This window comes from Pseudomonas sp. TMW 2.1634 (assembly GCF_001703595.1).
Taxonomy (GTDB): domain Bacteria; phylum Pseudomonadota; class Gammaproteobacteria; order Pseudomonadales; family Pseudomonadaceae; genus Aquipseudomonas; species Aquipseudomonas fragi.
Genome location: NZ_CP016849.1, coordinates 609,386 through 633,582, shown reverse-complemented (window position 1 = coordinate 633,582; position 24,197 = coordinate 609,386). Strand labels below are relative to the sequence as shown.

Below are 24,197 nucleotides of genomic sequence, written 5' to 3'. Positions count from 1 at the left end.
TCACTCAGAAGCGTTTATACAGGGATAGAACTGTAGGAAACCTGACAGGTTACTGACAGTCTTTGTAGGATTCAGCCACAGGTTTGCTGTTGGTGATCTGCAACTCGCCCCGTATGATCGCTTACAAACTCCTGCAGATTAGAAGCCTATGTCCCTGATAGTTCTACTGCTTCTGCCCTTTGTCGGCAGCTGTCTGGCGGCTGTTTTGCCGCATAACGCACGTAACAGTGAATCACTGTTGGCCGGTCTGATTGCATTGATCGGCACTGTACAAGTAGCCCTGCTCTACCCACAGATCGCCCACGGTGGCGTTATTCGTGAAGAGTTCATGTGGCTGCCCAGTCTCGGCCTGAATTTTGTCCTGCGTCTGGACGGGTTCGCCTGGTTGTTCTCGATGCTGGTGCTGGGCATCGGCACGCTGGTGTCGCTGTACGCCCGTTATTACATGTCACCCGAAGACCCGGTGCCGCGCTTTTTTGCGTTTTTCCTGGCGTTTATGGGGGCCATGCTGGGCCTGGTGTTGTCTGGTAATTTGATCCAGATCGTATTTTTCTGGGAGCTGACCAGCCTCTTCTCATTCTTGCTGATTGGTTATTGGCATCACCGCTCGGATGCCCGCCGCGGCGCTTATATGGCGCTGATGGTCACGGGTGCCGGGGGGCTGTGCCTGCTGGCGGGGGTCATGCTGCTCGGCCATGTCGTCGGCAGCTATGATCTGGATGCAGTGCTGGCTGCCGGCGACAAGATCCGCGCCCACAGCCTGTATCCAATTCTGCTGCCGCTGATCCTGATCGGCGCCCTGAGCAAAAGCGCGCAGTTCCCGTTTCATTTCTGGTTGCCCCACGCAATGGCCGCGCCAACCCCCGTCTCGGCTTATCTGCACTCGGCGACGATGGTCAAGGCCGGGGTGTTTCTGCTCGCCCGCCTGTGGCCTTCGTTGTCGGGCAGCGAGGAGTGGTTCTGGATTGTCAGCGGCGCCGGTGCCTGCACCCTGGTGCTGGGCGCGTATTGCGCGATGTTTCAAAATGACCTTAAAGGCTTGCTAGCCTACTCGACCATCAGCCATCTGGGCCTGATTACCCTGCTGCTGGGCCTCAACAGCCCGCTGGCTGCTGTGGCTGCGGTGTTCCACATTCTTAACCACGCCACCTTCAAGGCTTCGCTGTTTATGGCGGCCGGGATCATCGACCACGAGACCGGCACGCGGGATATCCGCAAGCTCAGTGGCCTGTTCAAGCTCATGCCTTACACCGCGACGCTGGCGATGGTCGCCAGTGCCTCGATGGCCGGGGTGCCGCTGCTCAACGGGTTCCTGTCCAAAGAGATGTTCTTTGCCGAAACCGTGTTTATCAATTCAACCGCCTGGGTCGAAATCGCCCTGCCGGTGATTGCGACCATCGCCGGTACCTTCAGCGTGGCCTATGCCTTGCGCTTTACGGTGGATGTGTTCTTCGGCCCGCCGGCGACCAACTTGCCCCATACCCCCCACGAGCCACCGCGCTGGATGCGCGCACCGGTCGAACTGCTGGTGCTGACCTGCCTGACGGTGGGGATTTTCCCGGCGCAAACCGTCGGCCCGCTGCTTGCCGCAGCGGCGCAGCCAGTGGTGGGCGGCGAGCTGCCCGAGTACAGCCTGGCCATCTGGCACGGCCTGAATGCGCCAATGATCATGAGTTTGATCGCCATGTCCGGCGGTATCCTGCTGTATGTGCTGTTGCGCAAGCAGCTCAAGCTCGACCGTTTCCCGCTGCCGCCGTTGATCCAGTACTTCAATGGCAAACGCTTCTTCGAACGCAGCCTGGTGGTCATCATGCGTGGCGCGCGGCGCCTGGAGCGCCGCATCAGTACCCAGCGCCTGCAAACCCAGCTGTTTTTGTTGATTCTGGTCGCCGTGATCGCCGGCCTGATCCCGATGCTGTACAGCGGGCTGGGCTGGGGCGACCGGCCGAAAATCCCCGGCTCGATCGTGTTTATCACCCTGTGGCTGATCGCGATTGCCTGCGCCCTGGGCGCCGCCTGGCAAGCCAAGTATCACCGTCTGGCAGCCCTGACCATGGTCAGCGTGTGCGGCCTGATGACCTGCGTGACCTTTGTATGGTTCTCGGCGCCGGACCTGGCCCTGACCCAGCTGGTGGTGGAGGTGGTGACCACGGTGCTGATCCTGCTGGGCCTGCGCTGGCTGCCACGGCGTATCGAGGAAGTTTCGCCACTGCCGGGTACCTTGCGCAAGGCCCAGGTCCGTCGTTTGCGCGACTTGCTGCTGTCCACGGCAGTGGGTGGCGGCATGGCGTTGCTGTCCTATGCCATGCTGACCCGCCAGACGCCCAACGACATTTCCTCGTTCTACCTCAGCCGGGCCTTGCCTGAAGGCGGCGGCAGCAATGTGGTGAATGTGATGCTGGTGGACTTCCGTGGCTTCGACACCCTGGGGGAAATCACCGTACTGGCCGCCGTGGCCCTGACCGTGTTTGCCCTGCTGCGCCGCTTCCGCCCCTCGAAAGAGAGCATGCAATTGCCTGCCCAGCAGCGTCTGCTGGCCAAGGACGTGATGACCGATCTGGTCAACCCGCGCAGCGCCAGCGACACCGCACTGGGCTTTATGATGGTGCCGGCGGTGCTGGTGCGCCTGTTGCTGCCGATCGCCTTCGTGGTGTCCATGTACCTGTTCATGCGCGGGCACAACCAGCCCGGCGGCGGTTTCGTCGCGGGTCTGGTGATGAGTGTGGCGTTTATCCTGCAGTACATGGTGGCCGGCACACAGTGGGTCGAAGCACAGATGAGCCTGCGACCGCTGCGCTGGATGGGTACCGGGTTGCTGTGTGCGACCCTGACCGGGCTGGGTTCGATCCCACTGGGTTATCCATTCCTGACCACCCATACCGTGCACTTCAGCCTGCCGCTGCTGGGCGATATCCATGTGGCCAGCGCCCTGTTCTTCGATATTGGCGTGTATGCCGTGGTGGTCGGGGCAACCCTGCTGATCCTGACGGCGCTGGCGCACCAGTCGGTGCGCGCCCATCGCCCAAGCAATCAGCTTGCCCCGCTGCCCGCCCTGCAACCCGCGCCTGCCAACAAAGAAGGAGCCGCCTGATGGAAGAAGTCATCGCCATCGCTATCGGAGTTTTGGCCGCATCGGGCACCTGGCTGGTTCTGCGTCCGCGAACCTTTCAGGTGGTCATGGGCCTGTGCCTGCTGTCCTATGGGGTCAACCTGTTCATCTTCAGCATGGGCAGCCTGTTTATCGGCAAGGAGCCGGTGATCAAGGACGGCGTGCCCCAGGACTTGCTCAACTACACAGACCCGCTGCCCCAGGCACTGGTACTGACCGCAATCGTCATCAGTTTCGCCATGACCGCGCTGTTTCTGGTGGTCTTGCTGGCCTCCCGGGGCCTGACCGGTACCGACCACGTTGATGGCCGGGAGCCTAAAGAATGAATTTGATGCCGCACCTGATTGTCGCGCCCATTCTGCTGCCGCTGCTGACCGCAGCCTGCATGCTGTTGCTGGGGGAAAAACACCGTCCGCTGAAAGCGCGGATCAACCTGATCTCGACCCTGCTCGGCCTGGGTATCTCGGTGATGCTGTTGCTGTGGACGCGTGAACAAGCGATCCCGGCTTCGATTGGCGTGTACCTGCCCAGCAACTGGCAAGTGCCGTTCGGGATCGCCCTGGTAGTCGATCACCTGAGCGCCTTGATGCTGGTACTGACCGGCATTATCGCCAGTTGCGCCCTGCTCTTCGCCATGGCCCGCTGGGACCGTGCCGGGGCCAGCTTCCATGCCTTGTTCCAGATCCAGCTGATGGGCCTGTACGGGGCCTTTCTGACCGCCGACCTGTTCAACCTGTTCGTGTTTTTCGAAGTGCTGCTGGCCGCTTCCTATGGCCTGATGCTCCACGGTTCAGGCAAGGCGCGGGTGTCGGCGGGGCTGCACTACATCTCGATCAACCTGCTGGCCTCGTCGCTGTTCCTGATCGGTGCCGCGTTGATTTACGGCGTGACCGGCACCCTGAACATGGCTGACCTGGCACTGAAAATCCCGTTGGTGCCCGAGGCCGATCGCGGCTTGCTGCACGCCGGCGCGGCCATTCTGGCAGTGGCCTTCCTGGCCAAGGCCGGCATGTGGCCGCTGAACTTCTGGCTGGTACCGGCCTACTCATCGGCCAGTGCGCCGGTGGCTGCGCTGTTTGCAATCATGACCAAGGTCGGCATCTACACCGTGCTGCGCCTGTGGACCTTGCTGTTTTCCGGACAAGCCGGGGCTTCGGCGTACTTTGCCGGTGACTGGCTCATCTACGGTGGCATGGCCACCATTGTTTGCGCCGCTATCGCCATCCTCGCCGCCCAGCGGCTGGAGCGCATGGCCAGCCTGAGCATTCTGGTGTCTGCCGGTATCCTGTTGTCGGCTGTCGGTTTCGCCCAGCCCAACCTGACCTCCGCGGCGCTGTTCTATCTGGTCAGTTCCACCCTGGCATTGAGTGCACTGTTCCTGCTGGCCGAGCTGATCGAACGTTCGCGCTCTTCCGCCGACCTGGTGCTTGAGGATGATGTCGAGCCGCAACCCAGCCTGAGCGAGTCGATACCCCCACCGCGGGGCAGCAACCTGGACGACGACCAGAAAGTCGTCGTCGGCCTGATCATTCCCTGGACCATGGCCTTTCTGGGCTTGAGCTTTATCGCCTGCGCGCTGTTGATTATCGGCATGCCGCCGCTGTCCGGGTTTATCGGCAAGCTCGGTTTGCTCAACGCCCTGCTCAACCCGCTGGGCCTGGGCAATGCGACGGATGCGCCAATTTCAACAGCAGCCTGGAGCCTGCTGGCGTTGTTGATTCTCTCGGGCCTGGCCTCGTTGATTGCTTTTTCGCGCATGGGTATCCAGCGCTTCTGGACCCCCCTTGAGCGTCCGTCGCCGATCCTGCGGCGCATCGAGTGCCTGCCCATCGTGCTGCTGCTGGGGCTGTGCGTGGTGCTGACCTTCAAGGCCGAGCCGGTATTGCGATATACCCAGGCCGCCGCCAACACCCTGAACAACCCCGAGCGTTATGTGATGGCCGTGATCGCCACGCGTCCGGTGCCGAGCCCGCAAGCCAGGGCGGCGCAGCAGGAGGTGCAGCCATGAAGCGCCTCTTCCCTGCTCCCTGGCTGTCCCTGGCACTGTGGGCGCTGTGGCTGCTGCTCAACCTGTCGCTAAGTGCCGGCAACCTGTTGCTGGGCGCGGCGCTGGCCATCCTGGCCCCGGTCATGTTCGCGCCACTGCGCCCGCTGCCGGTACGCATTCGCCGCCCCGGGGTGATTCTCAAGCTGTTCTTTCTGGTGGGCCGTGATGTGGTGGCCTCCAACATCGCCGTGGCCTGGGGTGTACTGCGCGCGGGCAAAAATCCGCCACGTTCGCGGTTTATCAAGATCCCCCTGGACTTGCGTGATGCCAACGGCCTGGCTGCCCTGTCGATGATCACCACCGTGGTGCCCGGCACCATCTGGTCGGAACTGGCCCTGGACCGCAGCGTGTTGTTGCTGCATGTGTTCGACCTGGACGACGAGGCAGCGTTTATCGAGCACTTTAAAACCGCTTATGAGCGCCCACTGATGGAGATCTTTGAATGAGTGCCCTGCTCAGCAATGCCATCCTGCTCAGCCTGTTCATCTTCAGCCTGGCGATGGTCCTGACCGTGATCCGCCTGTTCAAGGGCCCGTCGGCCCAGGACCGGGTACTGGCGCTGGACTACCTGTATATCCTGGCCATGCTGATGATGCTGGTGCTGGGTATCCGCTATGCCAGTGACACCTATTTTGAAGGCGCATTGCTGATTGCCCTGTTCGGCTTTGTCGGTTCGTTTGCGCTGGCCAAATTCCTGCTGCGTGGCGAGGTGATCGAATGAGTCTCTGGATTGAAATACCGGTGGCCGTGCTGCTGGTGCTCAGCAGCCTGTTTGCCCTGTGCGGGGCGATCGGGTTGTTGCGCCTCAAGGATTTTTTCCAGCGCATGCACCCGCCTGCACTGGCCTCGACCATTGGTGCGTGGGGCGTGGCGCTGGCGTCAATTCTGTACTTCTCGGCGCTCAAGTCGACGCCTGTGCTGCACGCCTGGCTGATGCCGATCCTGCTGTCGATCACCGTGCCGGTGACCACCTTGCTGCTGGCCCGCACATCGCTGTTCCGCAAGCGCATGGCGGGTGAGGATGTACCGGCAGAAGTCAGCAGCGGCGGGCGCAGCGAGAACGCTAACTGAACCTGTGGGAGCGGGCTTGCTCGCGATAGGAACGACGCGGTGTGTCTGTCAGACCGCAGCGCCCCCTATCGCGGGCAAGCCCGCTCCCACCCACTGGGCTACATCCAGCCCAGCCAGCTCCAGTACGTGGCGCCAAACAGCAGCATCAGCAAGTACCCCACCGCCGTCACAATCAACCCGACCTTGGCGAACTGTTTGGCTGTAAAGGTCTGCGTGCCCAAGCACACCATGTTCTGTGGTGCGTTGATCGGCAGGATAAAACCGTAGCTGACCACAAAGCCCAGCAGCATGGTCATGCCCAGGCGGTTGAATTCACCCGGCAGGGTTTGCAACACCGCGATCAGGATCGGCAGCAGTGCCGAGGTCAACGCCGTGGCACTGGCAAAGCCCAGATGAATCAAAATCAAAAACGCCCCCAGAATCGCAAAGATCCCCAGCGGCCCGACCTGGTCCAGCCCGGTATTGGCCACCACCTGCCCGCCCAGCCACTGCCCGGCCTGGGTCGTCAGCAAGGCCGTGCCCAGGCTGATGCCGACCCCGAACACAATCACCGTGCCCCACGGAATACGTGACTGCACATCTTTCCAGGTCATCACGCCAAAGCGCGGTAACAGCAAGAAAACCAGGCCGGCATAGGTGGTCGAGGTGGTGTCAAAGCTGTGCAGCTTGCCCTCGGTGGCCCAGGCCAGCAGCAAGGCGATCGACACGCCCATCAGGCGCTTCTGCGGGCCGGTCATGGGGCCCAGTTCGGCCAGTGACTTTTCCACTGCCTCTTTGCCGCCAGGGATGCTGTCGCTCTCTGGCGGCAGCATTTTGAGCACCACGAACAGCAGCACCGCCGACATGATGATGGCCCACGGCGCACCGGCGATCAGCCAGTCGAGCCAGTTCACCCGGGCACCGAGCATCTTGTCCATAAAGCCTACGGTCAGCAGGTTTTGCGCCGCCGCCGTCTGAATCCCGACGTTCCAGATGCTGGTGCCCTGGGCGACCACAATCATGATCCCGGCGGCGATGTTCGAGCGCTTGTCCACGCCAAAGGCCAGGATCACCCCCATCATGATCGGCACCACGCAGGCACTGCGCGCTGTGGCGCTGGGCACCACCAGGCTGAGCAGGATGGTCACCGCAATCGCCCCCAGCAGGATGCGCCGGGTGCTGGTACCGATGCGTGACAACGTGACCAAAGCAATGCGCCGGTCAAGCCCGGTATGGGTCATGGCCGCGGCAATAAACAAGGCCCCCGCCACCAGCGCCAGGGCGGCATTGGAAAACCCGGTCAGGGCCATAGTAATACCGGCGGAGGTGCCGTAGAGCTTTGACGGGTCAGCCAGGGTGGGCGCCATGCCGATCAGGAACGCCATCAGCGAGGTGATCATAATGGCGCTGGCTTCGTACGACACCGCTTCGGTAATCCACACCACCACGGCAAACGCCAGGATCGCCAGCATGCGGTGCCCGGCCACTGGCAGGTCGGCGGGCAATGGCAGCAGCAGAATGCCGATCATCACCAGCACAGCAATCACCAGACCTATGGGGAGTTTTACTTTTGCCGCAGCAGGCGTGGGGCTGGTTGCAGGGGCACTCATGGCCATCTCCTTGAACTTGAAAACCCGTGGAGCATAGGTCAAGGCTGCCTGAGGGATGTTGATACTCGTCAGGTGCGCTGCAAACCTTGTGGGAGCGGGCTTGCTCGCGATTGCATCAACCCGGTGTAACTGAACCACCGCAGCGCCTGCATCGCGGGCAAGCCCGCTCCCACAATAGGCCAGAGCTCACAGGGTCACTGGATCTTGTAGTGAAAGGTATTGCGCACCCCCGGCACTGTCACTGGCTGGCCATCGACCATACGCGGCTGGTAGCGGAATGTTGCCGCCGCCACCAGTGACGGACGAATAAACGCCGGATGGCAGTTGCCCACCACTTTGGGGTTGTCGACCTTGCCCTGCGGCGTCACCGAGTACTCAACCGTGCAGTCGCCTTCAATACCTTTGTCCAGCGCCCGCTGCGGGTAGTCCGGGGCTTGCTTGCTGATCGGCAGGTACTGACGCACATCCGCCGCCGCTGCGGCCTGTTGCGCCCGACGGGCGTTGTCCGCCGCTGCAACCCGGGCCTGTTCAGCCACGGCCTGCTGACGCTGGGCTTCAACCTGCTCGGCGCGCTGCTGCGCAGCTTTTTGTTGCTCCACTTGCGCCCGCTTCTGCTCCTTGACCCGCTTGCGCGCCAGCGCCGCCTGTTCCAGTTTGCGCGCCTGTATCTGCGGGTCCACTTTGGGTTTACCACCTCAGGTTTTGCCTCGACCACCGGCGCCGGCGCCACCACCGGCAACGCCTCTGGCGCAGGCGCAGGCGGTGCGGCGACCGGCTCGGCGGGCAGCATCACCAGCCGGGTTTTCAGGGTCGAGGGCGCAGGTTCCGGCAGTGATTGCTCCATGCTCCAGCCAAGCACCAAAAAAGCCACCACGGCGCTGTGCAGGGCCACGCTGACCACCAGCGCCTGGCTGTCACGCCATACCCGCGTCCACGGCAACGGCTGCGCCTGCACCATCGAGCCATGCATCAACGCGGCACTCATTGCGGCGCCTCGGTCACCAGCCCCAGGTTGCTCACGCCACCTTGCTGCAGGGCCGCCATCGCCTTGACCACGCTGCCATAGCCCGCCTCGTTGTCGGCACGGATATACACCTGGGTGTTGCTGTCCTGGGCCACTACCTGCCCGACCTTGGCCTGCAACTCTTCAAGGCTTACGGCGCTGTCGGTCTGGTTTTTGGTGTCCAGTTCACTGCCCAGGTTCCAGTAGTAGCCGCCTTCGGCCTTGACCGACAAGGTGAGGATTTTCTGCTGGCTGTCATTGACCAGGGCTTCGCTCGCAACCTTGGGCAACTCGATTTTCACCCCCTGGGTCAACATGGGCGCGGTCACCATAAAGATCACCAGCAGCACCAGCATCACGTCGATGTAAGGCACTACGTTCATTTCGGCCTTGGGCCCGTGTTTGCGCTGTGGTCGAGCAAGCATGTTCAAACTCCCTTTCAAGCGACGGCGGACATGTTCCGCGAACCGGCATGCAGGCTGCGGTACAAGCGCATCTGCACTTCGTTGCCGAGGCTGTAGTAACGGGTCAGCAGGGTCTGGCCACGGGCCGAGAAGCGGTTATAGGCGATGACCGCCGGGATCGCCGCAAACAGGCCGATGGCCGTGGCGATCAGGGCTTCGGCGATACCCGGGGCAACGGTTGACAGCGTTGCCTGTTGCACCTGGGACAGGCCGATAAAGGAATTCATGATCCCCCACACGGTGCCGAACAGGCCGATATAGGGGCTCACCGAACCCACGGTCGCCAAAAACTGCAGGCCTTTCTCCAGGCGAACTTCCTGCTCGCTGATGGCCACATACAGCGCCCGCTCCACCCCTTGCATCACACCTTCGGCATCCACCCCCGGCTGCTGCTTGAGCTGGGCGTATTCACTGTAGGCGGCGGCGAAGACTTGCTCGGCACCGGCATCTTCATGGCTGGTATCGCGGCTTTCGCGGTACAGGGCATTGAGCTCACCCTGGCTGCGCAGGCGCCGGGCAAAGCTGTCCATGTCGCGCTCGCTGCGGCGCAGGATGGCGCTGCGGCGCACAATCAGGAACCAGCTCAGCAGCGAAGCCAGCAGCAGAGTCAGCATCACACCCTTGACCAGCAGACTCGCGTCGCTGATCAGGCCCCAGATCGTCATATGTTCCATGGTTGCGTGCATGTTGTTGCTCCAGTAAGGGGGTATTTATAAACGGCTTAAATGACCGGGTTATGGCAGGCGCAATGCCTTGGCCACTTCGCTCCAGGGGATGTACTTGAAGTTCTGCGCCTGCTCGGGCATGCGCTTGCGACCGTCCTGCACCACCAGCATGCCTTTGCTCCACGGGCCGCCGAGGTTGGCCGAGGTCACTTCCAGGCCATCGGTTTCCGACGCGCCATCGATGCCCGCAGCGGCATTGACCCCTACCCGGAAAGCACCTCGCAAGGCATACGGCGGCTCGGCATCGACCACCACATAGCTGTCGTTGCCCTGGCTGGAGATCACCAGGTAGTTGTCTTTTTCGGTCTGGTACAGGCCCATGCCTTCGATATCGTCATGCACCGGGCCGCCCACCTTGATCACGCTGGTCAGCGTGGCCGGTTGATCCGGTCGGGCATCCACTGCCCACACCGCTACATCCTCTTCACCGATAAACAGGCGCTGATTGCGATCGTCTGCCACGCAGCCTTCAGGCTGGGTCGCGACCTTGAACTGGCGCACCAGTTCGCCCTCAACCTTGTCACCCTTGGCGTATAAGCGGTGCTGCACAAAGGTGCCGTCCTTGTCGTTGGCAAAGCTGTAGATCTCGCCCGACGGTGCCTTGAACAGGCACAGGCCGTAGATGTCGCTAACCGGCGTGGCAATCTCGCCCGCTTCCTGCAAGGTGCCAGTGGCGCGGTCGATGCTGAACACACTGAGGCTGTTGTGATCGCGGTTGGTCGCCACCGCCAGGTCCACAGTGCGCCCGCCCAACTCGAAGCCCGGGCGAACATCGACGTTGTTCAGCCGCCCGACCGGCAGATGCTGCACGCGCTTGCCCTGCAGGTCGTACACCTCAAGGCCCTGCTGCTTGTTGGTGCCCAGCACCCGGCTCAGGGCCGGGGTTTGCGGGTGAACCCAGATGGCCGGGTCATCGGCGGCATCGCCCTGGCTCATCACCACGTCGGTTTGTACCGCAGGTTTCACGCTAACCAGCACAGGGGGCAGGCTGGCCGGCGTGGCTTTCCAGGCCAATGCGCCGTCGTACAACTTGTTGCTGGCACCGTCCTGCACCAGCAGTTGCAGGCCTTGTGGCGTCTGGCGCAGGGCCAGGTGCTCGGGCTCGGTGACTCCGGTCAGCGCGAGGCTGGCAACGGGTGCCCAGCCCTTGCCCTGTTGCTGATACAGGTTCAGTTGGGCGGCCTCGGGATCGAGGCCAAGCAGGCCGCCCGGCACCAGGGCCATATCTCCGGCGGACTTTTTCAGGTTGCCAAACGGCTCGACCATCGCCACCGGCACACGGGACGCATCGGCCTCAGCATGGGCCGGGTAGGCCCACCAGCCCACATTCTCCTCGTTGACGAACAGGTTCTGCGCGGCGTCATCGACCTTGCAGAACTTGGCCTGCGGCGGCAGCGGCAGGCTGCGCACCAGCAGCGGCGTCGGCAGGCGACGGCTGTCGGCCGCCACCAGCCACTGTTCGCCCTTGCCCTCTTCGCCCACGGTAAACAGGTAGATATTGCTGGCGTCATCCTGGTACAGGCACACGCCATTCACCGCATAGTCCCGGGCAGGCAGATAGGACGGTGCCTGCCATTGATGGCTCTTGGGGTCGAGGTTGAACAGTGCGACCTGCTGCTTGTCCTTGTCGTTGCTGGCCACCAGCACCTGATCGCCCAGAGCGCGGCTGTCCAGTCCGGCAAAGGCGCCCTGTACCCGGCTCAGGGTTTTGCCCTGTTTGTCGAGCAGCATCAGGCCCTCGCGCTTGCTTGCCGCCAGACGTTCTTCACCCGTGCCATTGGGCAAGAAACCCAGGGCCTGGGCCTTGCCGGTGGACCATTGCTGCAAGGCCGGGGCGGCGATATCGGGGGCAGCCTGGACGCTGCCTGCGGTCAGGCAGGCCAGCAAGGGCAGGAAGCGGGGTTTGCGTTTGAACAAATAAGTCATGGGTAATGCCAGTCCGTAAATGGATGAAAGACCGAGTTGCCTGTATCGCGAGCAAGCCCGCTCCCACAGGGGTCATCCAGCGCTTAAAAATGGGTGTAGGTCAGGCCCAGCGAGTAGGTCGGGCCGTATTCTTCGTACTGGTTGTTGAAGCGGCTGTTGCCGCTGTACATGAAGTACGGCTGGTCCGTGAGGTTCTGGGCGTCGAACTTGAGCTGCAGGTTCTTGGTCAGCGAGTAGCGGGCGCTGAAGTCGACAAAGGTCTGCGCATCGACATAGGTGTCATGGGCCTTGTCGTTGACCCCGGCCAGTTCGTAGAGGTAGTCGGACTTGTAGTTGGCCGACAGGCGCAGGCTCAACTTGTCGTCTTCCCAGCCAAGCATCAGGTTGCCGACGGTCTTGGACTGGTTGGGCAAATCGATATCGCGCTTGAGGCTGGCCCCGGTGGCAGCGTCAACGCCCTTGATGCTGGCATTGGAGCGGCTGAAGGTGCTGTTGGCGCCCAGGATCAAACCGTTCCAGGGTGATGGCAGCCAGTCGAACTTCTGCGAGTAGGCCAGCTCCAGGCCATAAAGCTTGGCGCTGTCGCCGTTGGCGTAGCTGTGGGCTTCGGTAAAGTCGACCCATTCGCCGCTACCCGCCAGGTCGTTGTTGTAGACGAAGTTCTTGATATCCTTGTAGAACAGGAACGCCGACACCGTGCCCGCCTGCCCCATAAAGTGCTCGATGCCAAGGTCGAAGTTGCTCGATTCCAGCGGCTTGAGGTTGGGGTTGCCGAACTCGGCCTTGTCGTCTTCGATCACAAAACCCGGGGCCAACTGGCCAAAGGTCGGGCGCACTACGGTATTGGTCCAGGCTGCACGTACCTGGGTGTTTTTCGCCAACTGGTAACGGGCATGCAGCCCTGGCAGCCAGTGGTGGTAATCGCGCTGGGTGTCCTGGTCTTCAAACACGCCATCGCGCACGCCCGTGCCCTTGGCCTCGAACTCGGTGCCCTCGTAGCGCAGGCCGGCGATAAAGCGCCAGTCATCAATATCCACGGTATTCATCAGGTACGCGGCGTTGATGTCTTCGCGCATCTTGAAGTCATTGGCCCGCGAGTCCTGCTCGTTGTAGAAGTCGTCGCGGTTCAGGCCACCGATCAGGTCCTTGATCGCGCCGCCGCTGATGCCAGGGCCGTACTGGCCGAGGTTGTAGTGCAGGTTGCCCTTGTTGAACGCATTAAGGCTCAGTTGCTCGTCGCTAAAACCCAGGTCGGAGAAGTCCTTGTAGGTCCAGGCATTGAGGTCGTTGTCCTTGTTGCGCCGGCTGACCTTGCCGCCGAACTTGACCTGGGAGGCGTAGCCCTGCACGTCGTAGTCGCGGGCCAGGTCCAGGCGGATGTTTTTCTCGGTGTCCTTGGTGTGCTGTTCTTGCCAGTCCACCTTGTCGAGGCTGAAGTTGTTGGGGTCATAAAAGCCTGCGCCGATGATCGGCCGCGGTTTTTCGGTGTCGTAGAAGCCGCCGTCACCAATGCTGGAGCTGCCCTTGAACGTTGCGCCGGCGATGCCGCCCGGATTGTCTTCGCTGGACTCGCTGTAACCGGCCTGCCCGCTCAGGGTCCACAGGCCCATAGTGCGTTCGCCGCCGAATACGTAGGACTGGATTTCCTGGGTTTCCTCGCGCTGCTTGAGCTTGCGCTTGGTCTTGGTTTTGCCCACTTCGTCTTCGACCTGGGGGTCGGAGAACTCAAAGGCGGTGGAGTTGCGGGTTTCGTTGTCTTCAAAGCGGCTGTACAGCGTGCGCAGGTACAGGCTGGTGTCGTCGTCGGGCTTGTAGTCGAAGTTCAGGCCGCCACCGGCACGCTCGCGGCTGATTTCATAAACACGCTGTTCAAAACTGTTGAGGCGCGCGCCATCGGTGAAATCCCAGTCGCCGCCGGTTTCGACGTTGTCGGAGCGAAAGTCGCGCTTGTTCCAGCTCAGGGCTGCGGCCACACCGAAGTTGTCGACACCGTCACCCAGGCTGAAACGGTCGCTGATGGCCCCCGATACCTTGGGGCTGGTCTTGTGGCTGTTCTTGTTATAGCCGGCCTCGGTGCTGCCGGTATAGAACAGGCCATCATGATCGAAGGCCGAAAGGCTTTGCACGTCCACCGTGCCGCCCAGGGAGTTGGCATCCATGTCCGGGGTCAGGGTCTTGATCACCGACAGCGACTGCACCAGTTCCGAGGGCAAGACGTCCAGGGCCACGGCGCGGCGGGCGCTTTCCGGGGACGGTACCAGCGTACCGTTGATGGTCACGCTGTTGAGGTCCGGGCCCAGGCCGCGCACGCTGACAAAGCGGCCTTCGCCCTGGTCGCGCTCGATGCTGATGCCGGGCAGGCGCTGCACGGCCTCGGCGACGTTGGCGTCGGGCAACTGCGCCACGCCATCGGCATGCACCACGCTTTCAATGGTGTCCGAGTTGCGCTGTTGCTTGAGCGCCTTGTCCAGGCTGACAGCCTGGCCGACCACTTCGACGTGCTCGGTGGCACCAAGGGTTGATACCTCGGCGGCGCTCAAACGCTCGCTGGCGATTGCCAGGGCCAATGCACTGACCGTAAAGCCGACCCACTGCGCCTTGCTGCGACACTTGTACATGCTTGTCCTCCCCCAAAATCGCCCGTCAGGCCGGGCAAATGGCCCGACAACTTGGGAGCGAAAGCTAGGGTCGGTGGATGACAGAGCTGTGACAGTGTTTGGCTAAAACCCCGAAACAGAGGCTTTTTAGCGGTACTTTGAAGGCAATTGAGCTGATATGACCCGCGTCAACTTCCTCGCACCCTGTGGGAGCGGGCTTGCTCGCGATGGCATCAACGCGGTGCAACTGAGCCATCCCGTCGCCTGCATCGCGAGCAAGCCCGCTCCCACGGGGTAAACGGGGAATGTTCAAAGTTTTTGCACCACACACCTGAGCTGATTCGACCCGCAAGCCCCGTCATACAGTTGTCACACCGCTCTGCTCTGCTGACCGGCAATAGGTTTGGGTAGAACTGTGATGACTTGGTTAAACGTGCTTAAACACCATCGCTACAAGCTTGGTTTACTGTTGCTGGCGGCCAATGCCGCGGTGCTGCTGAACCTGGCATTCGGCACCCCCAAAACCTTCAGCGAGTGGCATTGGCTGGATATCTTCGGCGAAGGCGGCACCGCCCTGTTTATGCTGTTCTGGCTGGGGCTGGTGATTAAAAGCCGGCCCACCGGGCGGGTCACCAACTACCTGGCGTACGGCCTGTGCTTTATGTTTTTTTCCTGGTGGGTGGATGTGCTCGACGAATTTATCCGCCTGCCCAAGCACATCGGCTGGGATCACTGGATGGAGTCGGCGCCCATGCCCATCGGCATGATCCTGCTGACCATCGGCCTGTTCCACTGGCATCGCGAGCAACAGGCCATTAACCAGCAGATGGAGAAGCGCGAGCGGGTGTTTCGTGAACACCGCCTGTTCGACAAACTGACCCCCCTGGGCGGCGCCGAATACCTCAAGCGCCAGGTCAGCGACTGTCTGGCGCAAAGCATCGAGCAGCAACAGCCGCTGTCGTTGCTGGCACTGGATATCGACGACTTTGCCGCGATCAACCAGCATTACGGCCACACCGAAGGGGACGCCGTGCTGCAAGCCCTGAGTCAGTTACTGCTGCTCAACCTGCGCCGCCACGACCTGCTGTGCCGGCTGGCTGGCGACCGTTTTGTGGTGTTGCTGCCCAATACCGGCGAGAGCCAGGCCCGGCTGCTGGCCCTGGAGCTGCAACAGGCCGTACAGAGCCTGGCTCACAAAACCCGCCAGCATGGCGAGCGGGTGTATCTGTCGGCCAGTACCGCGGTGATGATGGCGGTGGATGAAGCCCCTGATGAACTGCTCAAGCGCCTCAACCTGGCACTGGCGCGGGCCAAGCCGCCACGGAGCAAACGCGCATGACCCTCGACAGCCGCTGGTACGAAGCCGACAGCCGCTTTATTGCCGGGCACTATCAACCCGCGACCCTGATCGACCTTGCCCTGTCGCGAGATATCGACAGCCATCGCCTGCTGCGCGGCACCGGGCTGTTCTACGACGATATCGTTGCCGGGCACACCCGCCTCAGCCCGCAGCAATGCTTCGCCCTGATCGCCAATGCACAGCGCCTGCTCGAAGCCGATGACAGCAGTTTTCTGTTTGGCCAACGCCTGTTGCCTGGGCATTACGGCCCGGCCAGCCACGCCCTGCAACAGGCGCAGAACCTGCAACAGGCCCTGGAAACCCTGATCCACCACCGCGCCCTGCTCAGCCCCTTGCTCACCCCGCGACTCTTGCTGGACGACAAGTACGCCTATGTGTACTGGCTCGACAGTTGCGGGGCCCAGGAGCAATTGCGTTTTGTGCTGGAAGCCAGCATGACGGCGCTGAAGGCAATGAGTCAGTGGCTCAGCGGCGAGCGCCTGCCGTGGGAATGCAGCTTCAGCCACCCGCAGCCGCGCTATGTCGAGCAGTACTGGGTGCATCTGGGCGAGAACACCCAGTTTGGCTGCCAGCTGGACATGATGCGCCTGCCCCGCGAATACCTGACCCGGCCCTGGCCCAACGCCTCGGCCATTGCCCGGCAAGTGGCTTACCAGCAGGCGCAGGTGCAGCTGCACGGCCTGGGCTTTCGTGCCAGCCTGCTTGACCGGTTGTATGTGTACTTGCGCGACAACGCGCGGCAGGCACCGAGCCTGGAGCAAACGGCGCAGCATTTTTGCGTGAGCCAGGCCACCCTCAAGCGCAAGCTGAACAAGCACGGCACCCACTTTCAGGCTCAGCAAGACCAGGCGCGCAAACACATGGCACTGTACCTGTACCAGTTCAAGGGGCTGAGCAACGAAGCCGTGGCCGAATACCTGAACTTCAACGACCCGGCGAACTTTCGCCGCGCCTTGAAGCGCTGGACGGGGTGTACGCCCAACCTGATACGGCAGTTTTTGGCGCTGTAAGCCACCACCAAAACCTGATGCGCGCAGATGGATTGTGGGAGCGGGCTTGCTCGCGATGCAGGCCACGCGGGTGATCTGGCAAGCCGCGGTCATGCTATCGCGAGCAAGCCCGCTCCCACAGGTTTTGCGGTGTTCAGTTAACCTGCCAGCTCGCGCAATTTGGCCAGTTCTTCAGCCCCCAGCGGGATACCTGCGCTCAACGACTTGGCGCGCTCGATAAAGCGCCGGTCCCCGGGCATGCGCTCCAGCCCCACCGCATGCATCTGCCGCACCAGTTCGGCGCTGCGCTGGGCAAAGCTGTTGCCGCCGGACTTGCTCGGGTCGATCACGATCAGCAGTTGACCGGTCCACGGGGTTTGCGCGCCCGGGTGTTTCGACCAGTCAAACTCGAACGAGAAGTTACCTCCCGTCAGCGCCGCCGCCAGCAATTCGACCATCATCGACAGCGCCGAGCCCTTGTGCCCGCCAAAGGGCAGCAAGGCGCCACCATCGAGAATGGCTTTCGGGTCTTCGGTCGGCTCGCCCTGCTTGTCCACCCCCATGCCCGCAGGCAGCGAGTGGCCCTTGCGCGCAGCTATTTGCACGTCGCCGTGGGCAATGGCGCTGGTGGCCAGGTCGAAGACAATCGGATGACCATCGGCACGGGGCGCGGCGAAGGCGATCGGGTTGGTGCCAAACAGCGGTTTTTGCGCACCGTGGGGCACCACGCAGGTCATGCTGTTGACCACGCTCAAGGCCACCAGGCCTTCTTCGGCAAACGGCTCGACATCCGGCCAGAGCGCGGCAAAGTGATGGGAGTTGCGAATCGCCAGTACCGCGATCCCGGCGCTGCGGGCTTTTGCCACCAGCAATTCACGGGCCGCAGCCAGGGCCGGCTGGGCGAAGCCACCAGCGGCGTCCACGCGGATAAAACCCGAGGCGACGTCTTCTACCACCGGCACCGCCTGGCCATCCACCCAGTTGCTGGCCAATGACGACAGATAGCCCGGAATGCGAAACACGCCGTGACTGTAGGAACCATCGCGCTGGGCTCGGGCGCAGTTGTCCGCCAGTACCCGGGCGACCTGCGGCGAGGTGCCATGACGCTCGAAAATTCGCTGCAGCAAAGCGGTCAATTCGGCGAGGGAAAGCGACTGCGTGGAAGACATTCTGGCGCTCCAATCTGATTATTTTTGTCTGAGGCAAACTATCCTTCGATGACAGTTCTCTGTCAATTGTTGACTTAATGACAGAAAACATTCACTTTCTGCAACGCGCTGAAATAAAAACAGGAAGCAGTCGTGAGCCAGCCGATTAAACAACGCCTTGAAAGCAGTCTGTCAACCGCCGCCCCGTCGGGCCGGGCGATTGCCAGTTACATGCTGGCCAATCTTTACGAGCTGCCCTTTCAGACCGCCGCCGACATCGCCAGCAAACTGGGGGTCAGCGAATCCAGTGTCGGGCGCTTTTGCCGCTCCCTGGGCTACAGCCATTTCAAGGATTTAAAAAACGATCTCAAGGACGACCTGGGCGATGGCCCGTGGCTGGTCGGTGATCGCCTGCAAGAATTCCGCCAGCAATCGAGCCAGAGCCCGCAGGCCCTGCCGCGCAGCTTCGAGCTGGAAGTCGGAGCGCTGGTCAAGGTCTACGAATACAGCCTCACGCCACAGTGGCAGGCCGTCAGCCAGCGCCTGGCCACACGGCGCAAGGTGTTTGTCGCAGGGTTCCAGACCGAGCGCGGGATCGCCGCCTCGATGGTGCACTTGCTGCAATACCTGCGCGACGGCGTGCAGCTGGTGGACGGTGCCGCCGGGCATTACGCCGACGTGCTGCTGTGCCCGCCCGCCGACTGTGCCCTGGTGGTGTTTGAAGCCCGCCGCTATTCACGCCACGCCCAGCTGTTGTGCCGCAAGGCGCGCGAGGCCGGGATCGAGGTCACGTTAATCACCGACACCTTCTGTGACTGGGCCGACCAGAGCGCCAGTGAAGTGTTCCGCGTGCCCACCGAATTCAACCTGTTCTGGGAATCCACCGCGGCCATGCTGTCGCTGGTGCATCTGCTGATCAACGAAGTGTGCAAACAACTGGGGCCTGACGTTGAGAAGCGTCTTGAGGCAACCGCGGCCTTACACAATGAGTTCGTGGGCTACACATCCTCACCCGGATCAAAACAATAAAACGAGGTGCTAGATGAAATACGTCATTCGCTTTGCAAGTGCATGCGCCCTGGTGGCCGCCGTTGCCGCCAACGCTCACGCCGATACACTGACTATCGCCACCGAAGGCGCCTACCCTCCTTTCAACACCACCAATTCTGACGGCACGGTGTCCGGCTTTGACGTCGATATCACCAATGCCCTGTGCGAACGCATGAACGCGCAATGCAAGATCGTCGCCCAGGATTGGGACGGCATCATCCCGGGGCTAATGGCGAAAAAGTACGACGCTATCGTGGCTTCGATGATCGTGACCGATGAGCGCAAGAAGAAAATCGCGTTCACCAATCACTACTACCGCACGCCGCTGTCCATTGCCGTACCTAAAGACTCTGACATCACCGATGCCCAGATCAACTTCAAGGGCCGCACCATCGGTGCCCAGGGCGCAGCGACCCAGGGCATCTACGCCGAAGACCACTACGAAAAAGCCGGAGCCAAGCTCAACCTCTATCCAACCCTGGACGAGGCCAATGCCGAGCTGAAAAACGGCCGCGTCGATGCGGTGATTGCCGACAAATTCCCGCTGCTGGAGTGGATCAACAAAGCCAGCGACGACTGCTGCAAGATCATCGGTGACGTCAACGGCACCAATGCCGACGCGGCCATTGCCGTGCGCCAGAGCGACACCGTGCTGCGCGAGCGCTTCAACAAGGCGCTGGACGAAATCGTCGCCGACGGCACTTACAAAAAAATCAGCAGCAAGTACTTCGACTTCGACATTTACTGAGTCGCCCGCCCTCGTTTGAGGGCCTCCCTGCCATTGACCCTGCCCTGCGCACTTAAGGTGCGCGGCGGCTGAATTTCGGCCCAATTTTGCCCGGGGACTCGAGCATGCTCGATCAACTCTCACTCCTTTCTTTTGCCAGTGGCGGCTGGGGCTCGGCGCTGCTCGCCGGTGCGCTGGTGACCATTGCCCTGGCCTTGAGCTGCCTGCCCATCGGCTTGCCCCTGGGCCTGGCCGTAGCGGTGGCGGCACGCTCGAAAAACCGTTGGCTGCGGGCGTGGGCGACCACTTTTTCCACAGTATTTCGTGGTTTGCCGGAACTGCTGACCCTACTGATCATTTACTACGGCTGCCAGATCGCCGCGCAAAAGCTGCTGGCCATGATGGGCTACGACGCCCAGGTGACGATCAATACCTTCGTCGCCGCGATGGTGGCTTTCAGCCTGGTATTTGCCGCCTTCTCCAGCGAGATCTGGCTGGGTGCGTTCAAGACCATCCCCAAGGGTCAGTTCGAAGCGGCCTCGGCCCTGGGCCTGAGCAAATTCACCACCTTTCGCAAGGTGGTACTGCCGCAACTGGCGCGCATCGCCCTGCCCGGTCTGTCGAACAACTGGTTGTCGCTGCTCAAGGACACCTCGCTGGTGTCGACCATCTCCCTGGTGGACCTGATGCGCCAGACCAACCTGGCGGTGAGCGTGACCAAGGAGCCGATGCTGTTCTACACCGTCGCCTGCCTGGGTTATCTGTTTTTCTCGGCGATCTCGGGGCGCCTGTTCGCCTTCCTTGAGCGCTACTTCAGCCGCCACCAACGGAGCGTGCAGCCATGAGCCTGGCGGACCTGCAAAACATGTTTCTCAACCCCGATTTGCTGGAGCGTTATGGCCCGCGCTTTATCGACGGGCTGCTGGTCACGGGCAAGCTGGTGGCGATTTCCTTCACGCTCGGCGCCTTGCTGGGCTTGCTGATCGCCCTGGGGCGTTTGTCCAGCAACCGTTTCTTGCGCAGCTTCACCGGCGCCTATGTGTATTTCTTTCGCGGCTCGCCGCTGCTGGCACAACTGTTTTTGCTCTACTACGGCTTGGGCTCATTCAAGGGCTTCTGGCAGGACGTTGGGCTGTGGTGGTTTTTCCGCGATGCGTGGTTCTGCACCCTGCTGGCTTTTACCCTCAACACGGCGGCCTACCAGGCCGAGATCCTGCGCGGCAGCATCCTCTCCGTGGCCCAGGGCCAGCGTGAAGCCTGCAAGGCCCTGAACCTGTCGCGCTGGACCGCCTTTCGCAAGATCATCCTGCCGCAGTCGCTGCTGGTGGCGATCGGCCCGCTGGGCAACGAACTGATCCTGATGATCAAGGCCAGTGCCATTGCTTCGCTGGTGACCATATACGACCTGATGGGCGTGACCAAGATGGCGTTCTCGCGCAGTTTCGACTTCCAGGTCTACCTGTGGGCCGCCGTGCTCTACCTGCTGATCGTGGAAGTGGTGCGCCGCAGCCTGAAGCTGATCGAAGGCCGCCTCGGCCGTCACTTGCAGTAAGCCCATTGTCCGGGCTGCGAACACGGCCCCTGTTTTAAGGATTTGTTTATGCACTGCGACACTATCGTTCTGGGCGCCGGCATTGTCGGCGTCAGTACAGCGTTGCACCTCCAGGCCCGCGGGCGCAGCGTGGTGCTGCTTGACCGCGCAATGCCGGGCAGCGGCACCAGCCACGGCAATGCCGGGCTGATCGAGCGCGCCAGCGTCATCCCTTACTCGTTCCCGCGGGAAATCTCGCGCCTGCTGCGCTATGGCCTCAACCAGCAATCGGACGTGCGCTACAGCCTCAAGCACTTGCCCAAGGCCGGGCCGTGGCTGTTGAAGTACTGGCAGCAATCCGCGCCCAAGGAGCTGGCCAAGGCCACCGGCGCCATGCTGCCGCTGATTGAAAAATGCGTCAGCGAACACGACCTGCTGGCCGAACCGGCCGGCGTCACGGCGCTGATCGATGACAGCGGCTGGATCGAGGTCTATCGCACCCCGGCAGACTTCGACAAGGCCCAGCGCGATGCGGCGGCCCTGAGTGAGTACAAGCTCAACTACCGGGTGCTGGGCGAGCAGCAGGTGCATGCCCTGGAGCCAGGGCTGCATACCGATGTGATCGGCGGCATCCACTGGCTTGACCCCAAGACCGTCAGCGATCCGGGCGGCCTGACCCGTGGTTATGCCGAACTCTTTGTAAAACGTGGCGGCACCTTTGTCACAGGCGACGCCACCAGCTTGCGGGCCACAGCCGGGCAATGGCAGGTCGAAAGCCAGAAAGGCCTGATCGTCGGCAATGAAGTGGTGGTTACCCTGGGCCCGCAAGCGCGGGCGATTTTCGAACCGCTGGGTTATCGCATTCCCCTGGCGATCAAGCGCGGCTATCACATGCATTACGCGGCCAAAGACGGCCAGACCATGCAGCACCCGATTCTCGATTCGGTGGGCGGTTATGTACTGGCACCGATGGTGGGAGGCATTCGCCTGACCACCGGGATCGAATTTGCCGACAGCGATGACCCGATCAATGAAATCCAGCTGCGCCGCTGCGAAGAACGGGCCCAACGCCTGTACCCGCTGGGTGAGCGTGTGGATGCCGAACCTTGGCTGGGCCGGCGCCCGTGCCTGCCGGACATGTGCCCGGTGATTGGCCCTGGCAGCCGCCACAAGGGCCTGTGGTTCAACTTTGGCCATGCCCATCATGGCCTGACCCTGGGCCCGGTCAGCGGGCGCCTGCTGGCCGAAATGATGACCGGCGAAAAACCTTTCACCGACCCTGCGCCCTATAGCGCCGAGCGTTTTCACTGATCACTGGAGACACACCATGCTCGCACAACCTGCTTACGTACACCCCGTGTCGCCAGTCACTGACACCCGCAAGGTAGTCGTGGATATCGCCGGGCTGAACAAGTACTACAGCGCCTTTCATGTACTCAAGGGCATCGACCTGAAAGTGCGCGAAGGCGAACGCATCGTGCTGTGTGGCCCGTCCGGCTCCGGCAAGTCGACGTTGATCCGCTGCATCAACCGCCTGGAAATCGCCGAACAGGGGCGCATCCTGATCAACGACACCGACCTGTCGCTGCCTACCCGTGAGGCGAGCAAGGTGCGCAGTGAAATCGGCATGGTGTTTCAGCATTTCAACTTGTTCCCGCATATGAGTGTGCTGGACAACTGCATCCTGGCGCCGATGTCGGTGCGTGGCTTGTCGCGCAAGAAGGCCATTGAACTGGCGCAACACTTTTTGACCAAGGTCGGGATTGCCAGCCAGGCTGATAAATACCCGAGCCAGTTGTCCGGCGGCCAGCAACAACGTGTGGCCATTGCCCGGGCGTTGTGCATGGAACCGAAAATCATGTTGTTCGATGAGCCGACTTCGGCACTGGACCCAGAGATGGTCAGCGAAGTGCTGGACGTGATGGTCAACCTGGCCGGCAGCGGCATGACCATGTTGTGCGTGACCCATGAAATGGGCTTTGCGCGCCAGGTGGCGGAGCGGGTGTTGTTCCTGGATGGCGGCATGGTGATTGAAGACTCGCCGCCGGAGGACTTCTTCAACGCCCCGAAAAGCCCGCGGGCCAAGGCGTTTTTAGCGCAGATCGTGCATTAAACACAGGTGTGGGAGCTGGCTTGCCTGCGATGCGATCTGGCTGGCAAACCGCAGTGATGCCATCGCGGGCAAGCCCGCTCCCACATTGTCCCTGGCAAGTCGCAGCTTCTTTGAACACCACAAAATCTGTGGGAGCTGGCTTGCCTGCGATGCCTGCGACGCGGTCTGGCTGGCAAACCGCAGTGATGCCATCGCGAGCAAGCCCGCTCCCACATTGTCCCTGGCAAGGCGCAGCTTCTTTGGGCACCACGGAACCTGTAGGAGCTGGCTTGCCTGCGATGCGATCTGGCTGGCAAACCGCAGTGATCCCATCGCGGGCAAGCCCGCTCCCACATTGTCCCTGGCAAGGCGCAGCTTCTTTGGGCACCACGGAACCTGTAGGAGCTGGCTTGCCTGCGACGCGGTCTGACTGGCAAACCGCAGTGATCCCATCGCGAGCAAGCCCGCTCCCACATTGTCCCTGGCAAGGCGCAGCTTCCTTGAGCACCACAAAATCTGTGGGAGCTGGCTTGCCTGCGATGCCTGCGACGCGGTCTGACTGGCAAACCGCAGTGATCCCATCGCGAGCAAGCCCGCTCCCACATTGTCCCTGGCAAGGCGCAGCTTCCTTGAGCACCACAAAATCTGTGGGAGCTGGCTTGCCTGCGATGCCAGCGACGCGGTCTGACTGGCAAACCGCAGTGATCCCATCGCAAGCAAGCCCGCTCCCACAAGAATTTGGCAAGGCGCAGTCTCAGCACACACCGCA

21 protein-coding genes and 1 pseudogene are annotated in these 24,197 nt (G+C 61.9%); 14 read left to right on the top strand and 8 right to left on the bottom strand.

All coding sequences use genetic code 11. The annotated features are described in order from the left end of the window. Positions 1 to 148: 148 nt before the first annotated feature. From BFC21_RS02990 to BFC21_RS02965, 6 genes are read left to right on the top strand one after another with little or no spacing between them, the layout of a single operon-like run. Complete coding sequence (locus BFC21_RS02990; protein ID WP_016780541.1) at positions 149 to 3,091, top strand: monovalent cation/H+ antiporter subunit A; 2,943 nt, start codon at positions 149 to 151, stop codon at positions 3,089 to 3,091. Continuing rightward, positions 3,091 to 3,435: a Na+/H+ antiporter subunit C gene (locus BFC21_RS02985; RefSeq protein ID WP_003446102.1), complete on the top strand. Its 345-nt coding sequence runs from the start codon at positions 3,091 to 3,093 to the stop codon at positions 3,433 to 3,435. The genes BFC21_RS02990 and BFC21_RS02985 overlap by 1 nt, the downstream gene beginning before the upstream one ends. Next, positions 3,432 to 5,117 carry a monovalent cation/H+ antiporter subunit D gene (locus BFC21_RS02980; RefSeq protein WP_088377148.1) on the top strand — a complete coding sequence of 562 codons (1,686 nt, stop codon included), beginning with the start codon at positions 3,432 to 3,434 and terminating at the stop codon, positions 5,115 to 5,117. Before BFC21_RS02985 ends, BFC21_RS02980 begins: the two co-directional genes overlap by 4 nt. Then, entirely contained in the window at positions 5,114 to 5,602 is a 489-nt protein-coding gene (locus tag BFC21_RS02975; RefSeq protein WP_016780539.1) for a Na+/H+ antiporter subunit E, read from the top strand. The genes BFC21_RS02980 and BFC21_RS02975 overlap by 4 nt, the downstream gene beginning before the upstream one ends. After that, complete coding sequence (locus BFC21_RS02970) at positions 5,599 to 5,877, top strand: K+/H+ antiporter subunit F (protein WP_016780538.1); 279 nt, start codon at positions 5,599 to 5,601, stop codon at positions 5,875 to 5,877. Before BFC21_RS02975 ends, BFC21_RS02970 begins: the two co-directional genes overlap by 4 nt. Continuing rightward, complete coding sequence (locus BFC21_RS02965; RefSeq protein WP_016780537.1) at positions 5,874 to 6,227, top strand: Na+/H+ antiporter subunit G; 354 nt, start codon at positions 5,874 to 5,876, stop codon at positions 6,225 to 6,227. Before BFC21_RS02970 ends, BFC21_RS02965 begins: the two co-directional genes overlap by 4 nt. A gap of 98 nt (positions 6,228 to 6,325) precedes the next feature. On the opposite strand, the gene BFC21_RS02960 is transcribed toward BFC21_RS02965, so the two are convergent. The 6 genes and pseudogenes from BFC21_RS02960 to BFC21_RS02930 all read right to left on the bottom strand — a co-directional run bounded on the left by BFC21_RS02960 (position 6,326) and on the right by BFC21_RS02930 (position 14,552). Continuing rightward, the gene (locus BFC21_RS02960) at positions 6,326 to 7,816 is read right to left on the bottom strand and encodes a DASS family sodium-coupled anion symporter (RefSeq protein WP_088377147.1); all 1,491 of its coding nucleotides are present in this window, start codon (positions 7,814 to 7,816) and stop codon (positions 6,326 to 6,328) included. Between the two features lie 194 nt (positions 7,817 to 8,010). Beyond that, positions 8,011 to 8,801 (bottom strand): annotated as a pseudogene (locus BFC21_RS02950) (TonB family protein). After that, positions 8,798 to 9,244 carry a protein TolR gene (gene tolR, locus BFC21_RS02945; RefSeq protein WP_016780534.1) on the bottom strand — a complete coding sequence of 149 codons (447 nt, stop codon included), beginning with the start codon at positions 9,242 to 9,244 and terminating at the stop codon, positions 8,798 to 8,800. The pseudogene BFC21_RS02950 and the gene tolR overlap by 4 nt, the downstream one beginning before the upstream one ends. A 14-nt stretch (positions 9,245 to 9,258) precedes the next feature. Next, complete coding sequence (gene tolQ / locus BFC21_RS02940) at positions 9,259 to 9,969, bottom strand: protein TolQ (RefSeq protein ID WP_088377145.1); 711 nt, start codon at positions 9,967 to 9,969, stop codon at positions 9,259 to 9,261. 48 nt (positions 9,970 to 10,017) lie between these two features. After that, positions 10,018 to 11,934, bottom strand: coding sequence for a phytase (locus BFC21_RS02935; RefSeq protein WP_120265662.1), 1,917 nt, complete (start codon positions 11,932 to 11,934; stop codon positions 10,018 to 10,020). Positions 11,935 to 12,017: 83 nt separating this feature from the next. Then, the gene (locus tag BFC21_RS02930) at positions 12,018 to 14,552 is read right to left on the bottom strand and encodes a TonB-dependent receptor (RefSeq protein ID WP_120265661.1); all 2,535 of its coding nucleotides are present in this window, start codon (positions 14,550 to 14,552) and stop codon (positions 12,018 to 12,020) included. A gap of 397 nt (positions 14,553 to 14,949) precedes the next feature. On the opposite strand from BFC21_RS02930, the gene BFC21_RS02920 reads away from it, so the two are divergent. Beyond that, positions 14,950 to 15,870 carry a GGDEF domain-containing protein gene (locus BFC21_RS02920; protein ID WP_120265660.1) on the top strand — a complete coding sequence of 307 codons (921 nt, stop codon included), beginning with the start codon at positions 14,950 to 14,952 and terminating at the stop codon, positions 15,868 to 15,870. After that, positions 15,867 to 16,901, top strand: a complete 1,035-nt coding sequence (locus BFC21_RS02915) for an AraC family transcriptional regulator (protein WP_120265659.1) — start codon at positions 15,867 to 15,869, stop codon at positions 16,899 to 16,901. The genes BFC21_RS02920 and BFC21_RS02915 overlap by 4 nt, the downstream gene beginning before the upstream one ends. A 137-nt stretch (positions 16,902 to 17,038) precedes the next feature. Here BFC21_RS02915 and BFC21_RS02910 read toward each other — a convergent pair whose 3' ends face one another. After that, positions 17,039 to 18,049, bottom strand: a complete 1,011-nt coding sequence (locus BFC21_RS02910; protein ID WP_120265658.1) for an Ldh family oxidoreductase — start codon at positions 18,047 to 18,049, stop codon at positions 17,039 to 17,041. Between the two features lie 132 nt (positions 18,050 to 18,181). Between BFC21_RS02910 and BFC21_RS02905 the strand changes: the two genes are divergently transcribed. The 6 genes from BFC21_RS02905 to BFC21_RS02880 all read left to right on the top strand — a co-directional run bounded on the left by BFC21_RS02905 (position 18,182) and on the right by BFC21_RS02880 (position 23,449). Beyond that, positions 18,182 to 19,057, top strand: a complete 876-nt coding sequence (locus BFC21_RS02905) for a MurR/RpiR family transcriptional regulator (RefSeq protein WP_016780528.1) — start codon at positions 18,182 to 18,184, stop codon at positions 19,055 to 19,057. 13 nt (positions 19,058 to 19,070) lie between these two features. Further along, positions 19,071 to 19,826 carry a transporter substrate-binding domain-containing protein gene (locus tag BFC21_RS02900; RefSeq protein WP_088377139.1) on the top strand — a complete coding sequence of 252 codons (756 nt, stop codon included), beginning with the start codon at positions 19,071 to 19,073 and terminating at the stop codon, positions 19,824 to 19,826. A gap of 104 nt (positions 19,827 to 19,930) precedes the next feature. Further along, positions 19,931 to 20,650 (top strand): ABC transporter permease, encoded by a 720-nt coding sequence (locus BFC21_RS02895; protein WP_088377138.1) that lies wholly within the window; start codon positions 19,931 to 19,933, stop codon positions 20,648 to 20,650. Further along, on the top strand, positions 20,647 to 21,357 hold the full coding sequence (locus tag BFC21_RS02890; RefSeq protein WP_016780525.1) for an ABC transporter permease: 711 nt from the start codon (positions 20,647 to 20,649) through the stop codon (positions 21,355 to 21,357). The genes BFC21_RS02895 and BFC21_RS02890 overlap by 4 nt, the downstream gene beginning before the upstream one ends. 48 nt (positions 21,358 to 21,405) lie before the next feature. After that, positions 21,406 to 22,647 carry an FAD-binding oxidoreductase gene (locus BFC21_RS02885; protein ID WP_088377137.1) on the top strand — a complete coding sequence of 414 codons (1,242 nt, stop codon included), beginning with the start codon at positions 21,406 to 21,408 and terminating at the stop codon, positions 22,645 to 22,647. A gap of 16 nt (positions 22,648 to 22,663) precedes the next feature. Then, the gene (locus tag BFC21_RS02880; protein WP_088377136.1) at positions 22,664 to 23,449 is read left to right on the top strand and encodes an amino acid ABC transporter ATP-binding protein; all 786 of its coding nucleotides are present in this window, start codon (positions 22,664 to 22,666) and stop codon (positions 23,447 to 23,449) included. On the opposite strand, the gene BFC21_RS27110 is transcribed toward BFC21_RS02880, so the two are convergent. Further along, on the bottom strand, positions 23,429 to 24,148 hold the full coding sequence (locus BFC21_RS27110; RefSeq protein ID WP_162939280.1) for a hypothetical protein: 720 nt from the start codon (positions 24,146 to 24,148) through the stop codon (positions 23,429 to 23,431). The two genes, BFC21_RS02880 and BFC21_RS27110, sit on opposite strands and share 21 nt — an antisense overlap. Between the last annotated feature and the right edge of the window lie 49 nt (positions 24,149 to 24,197).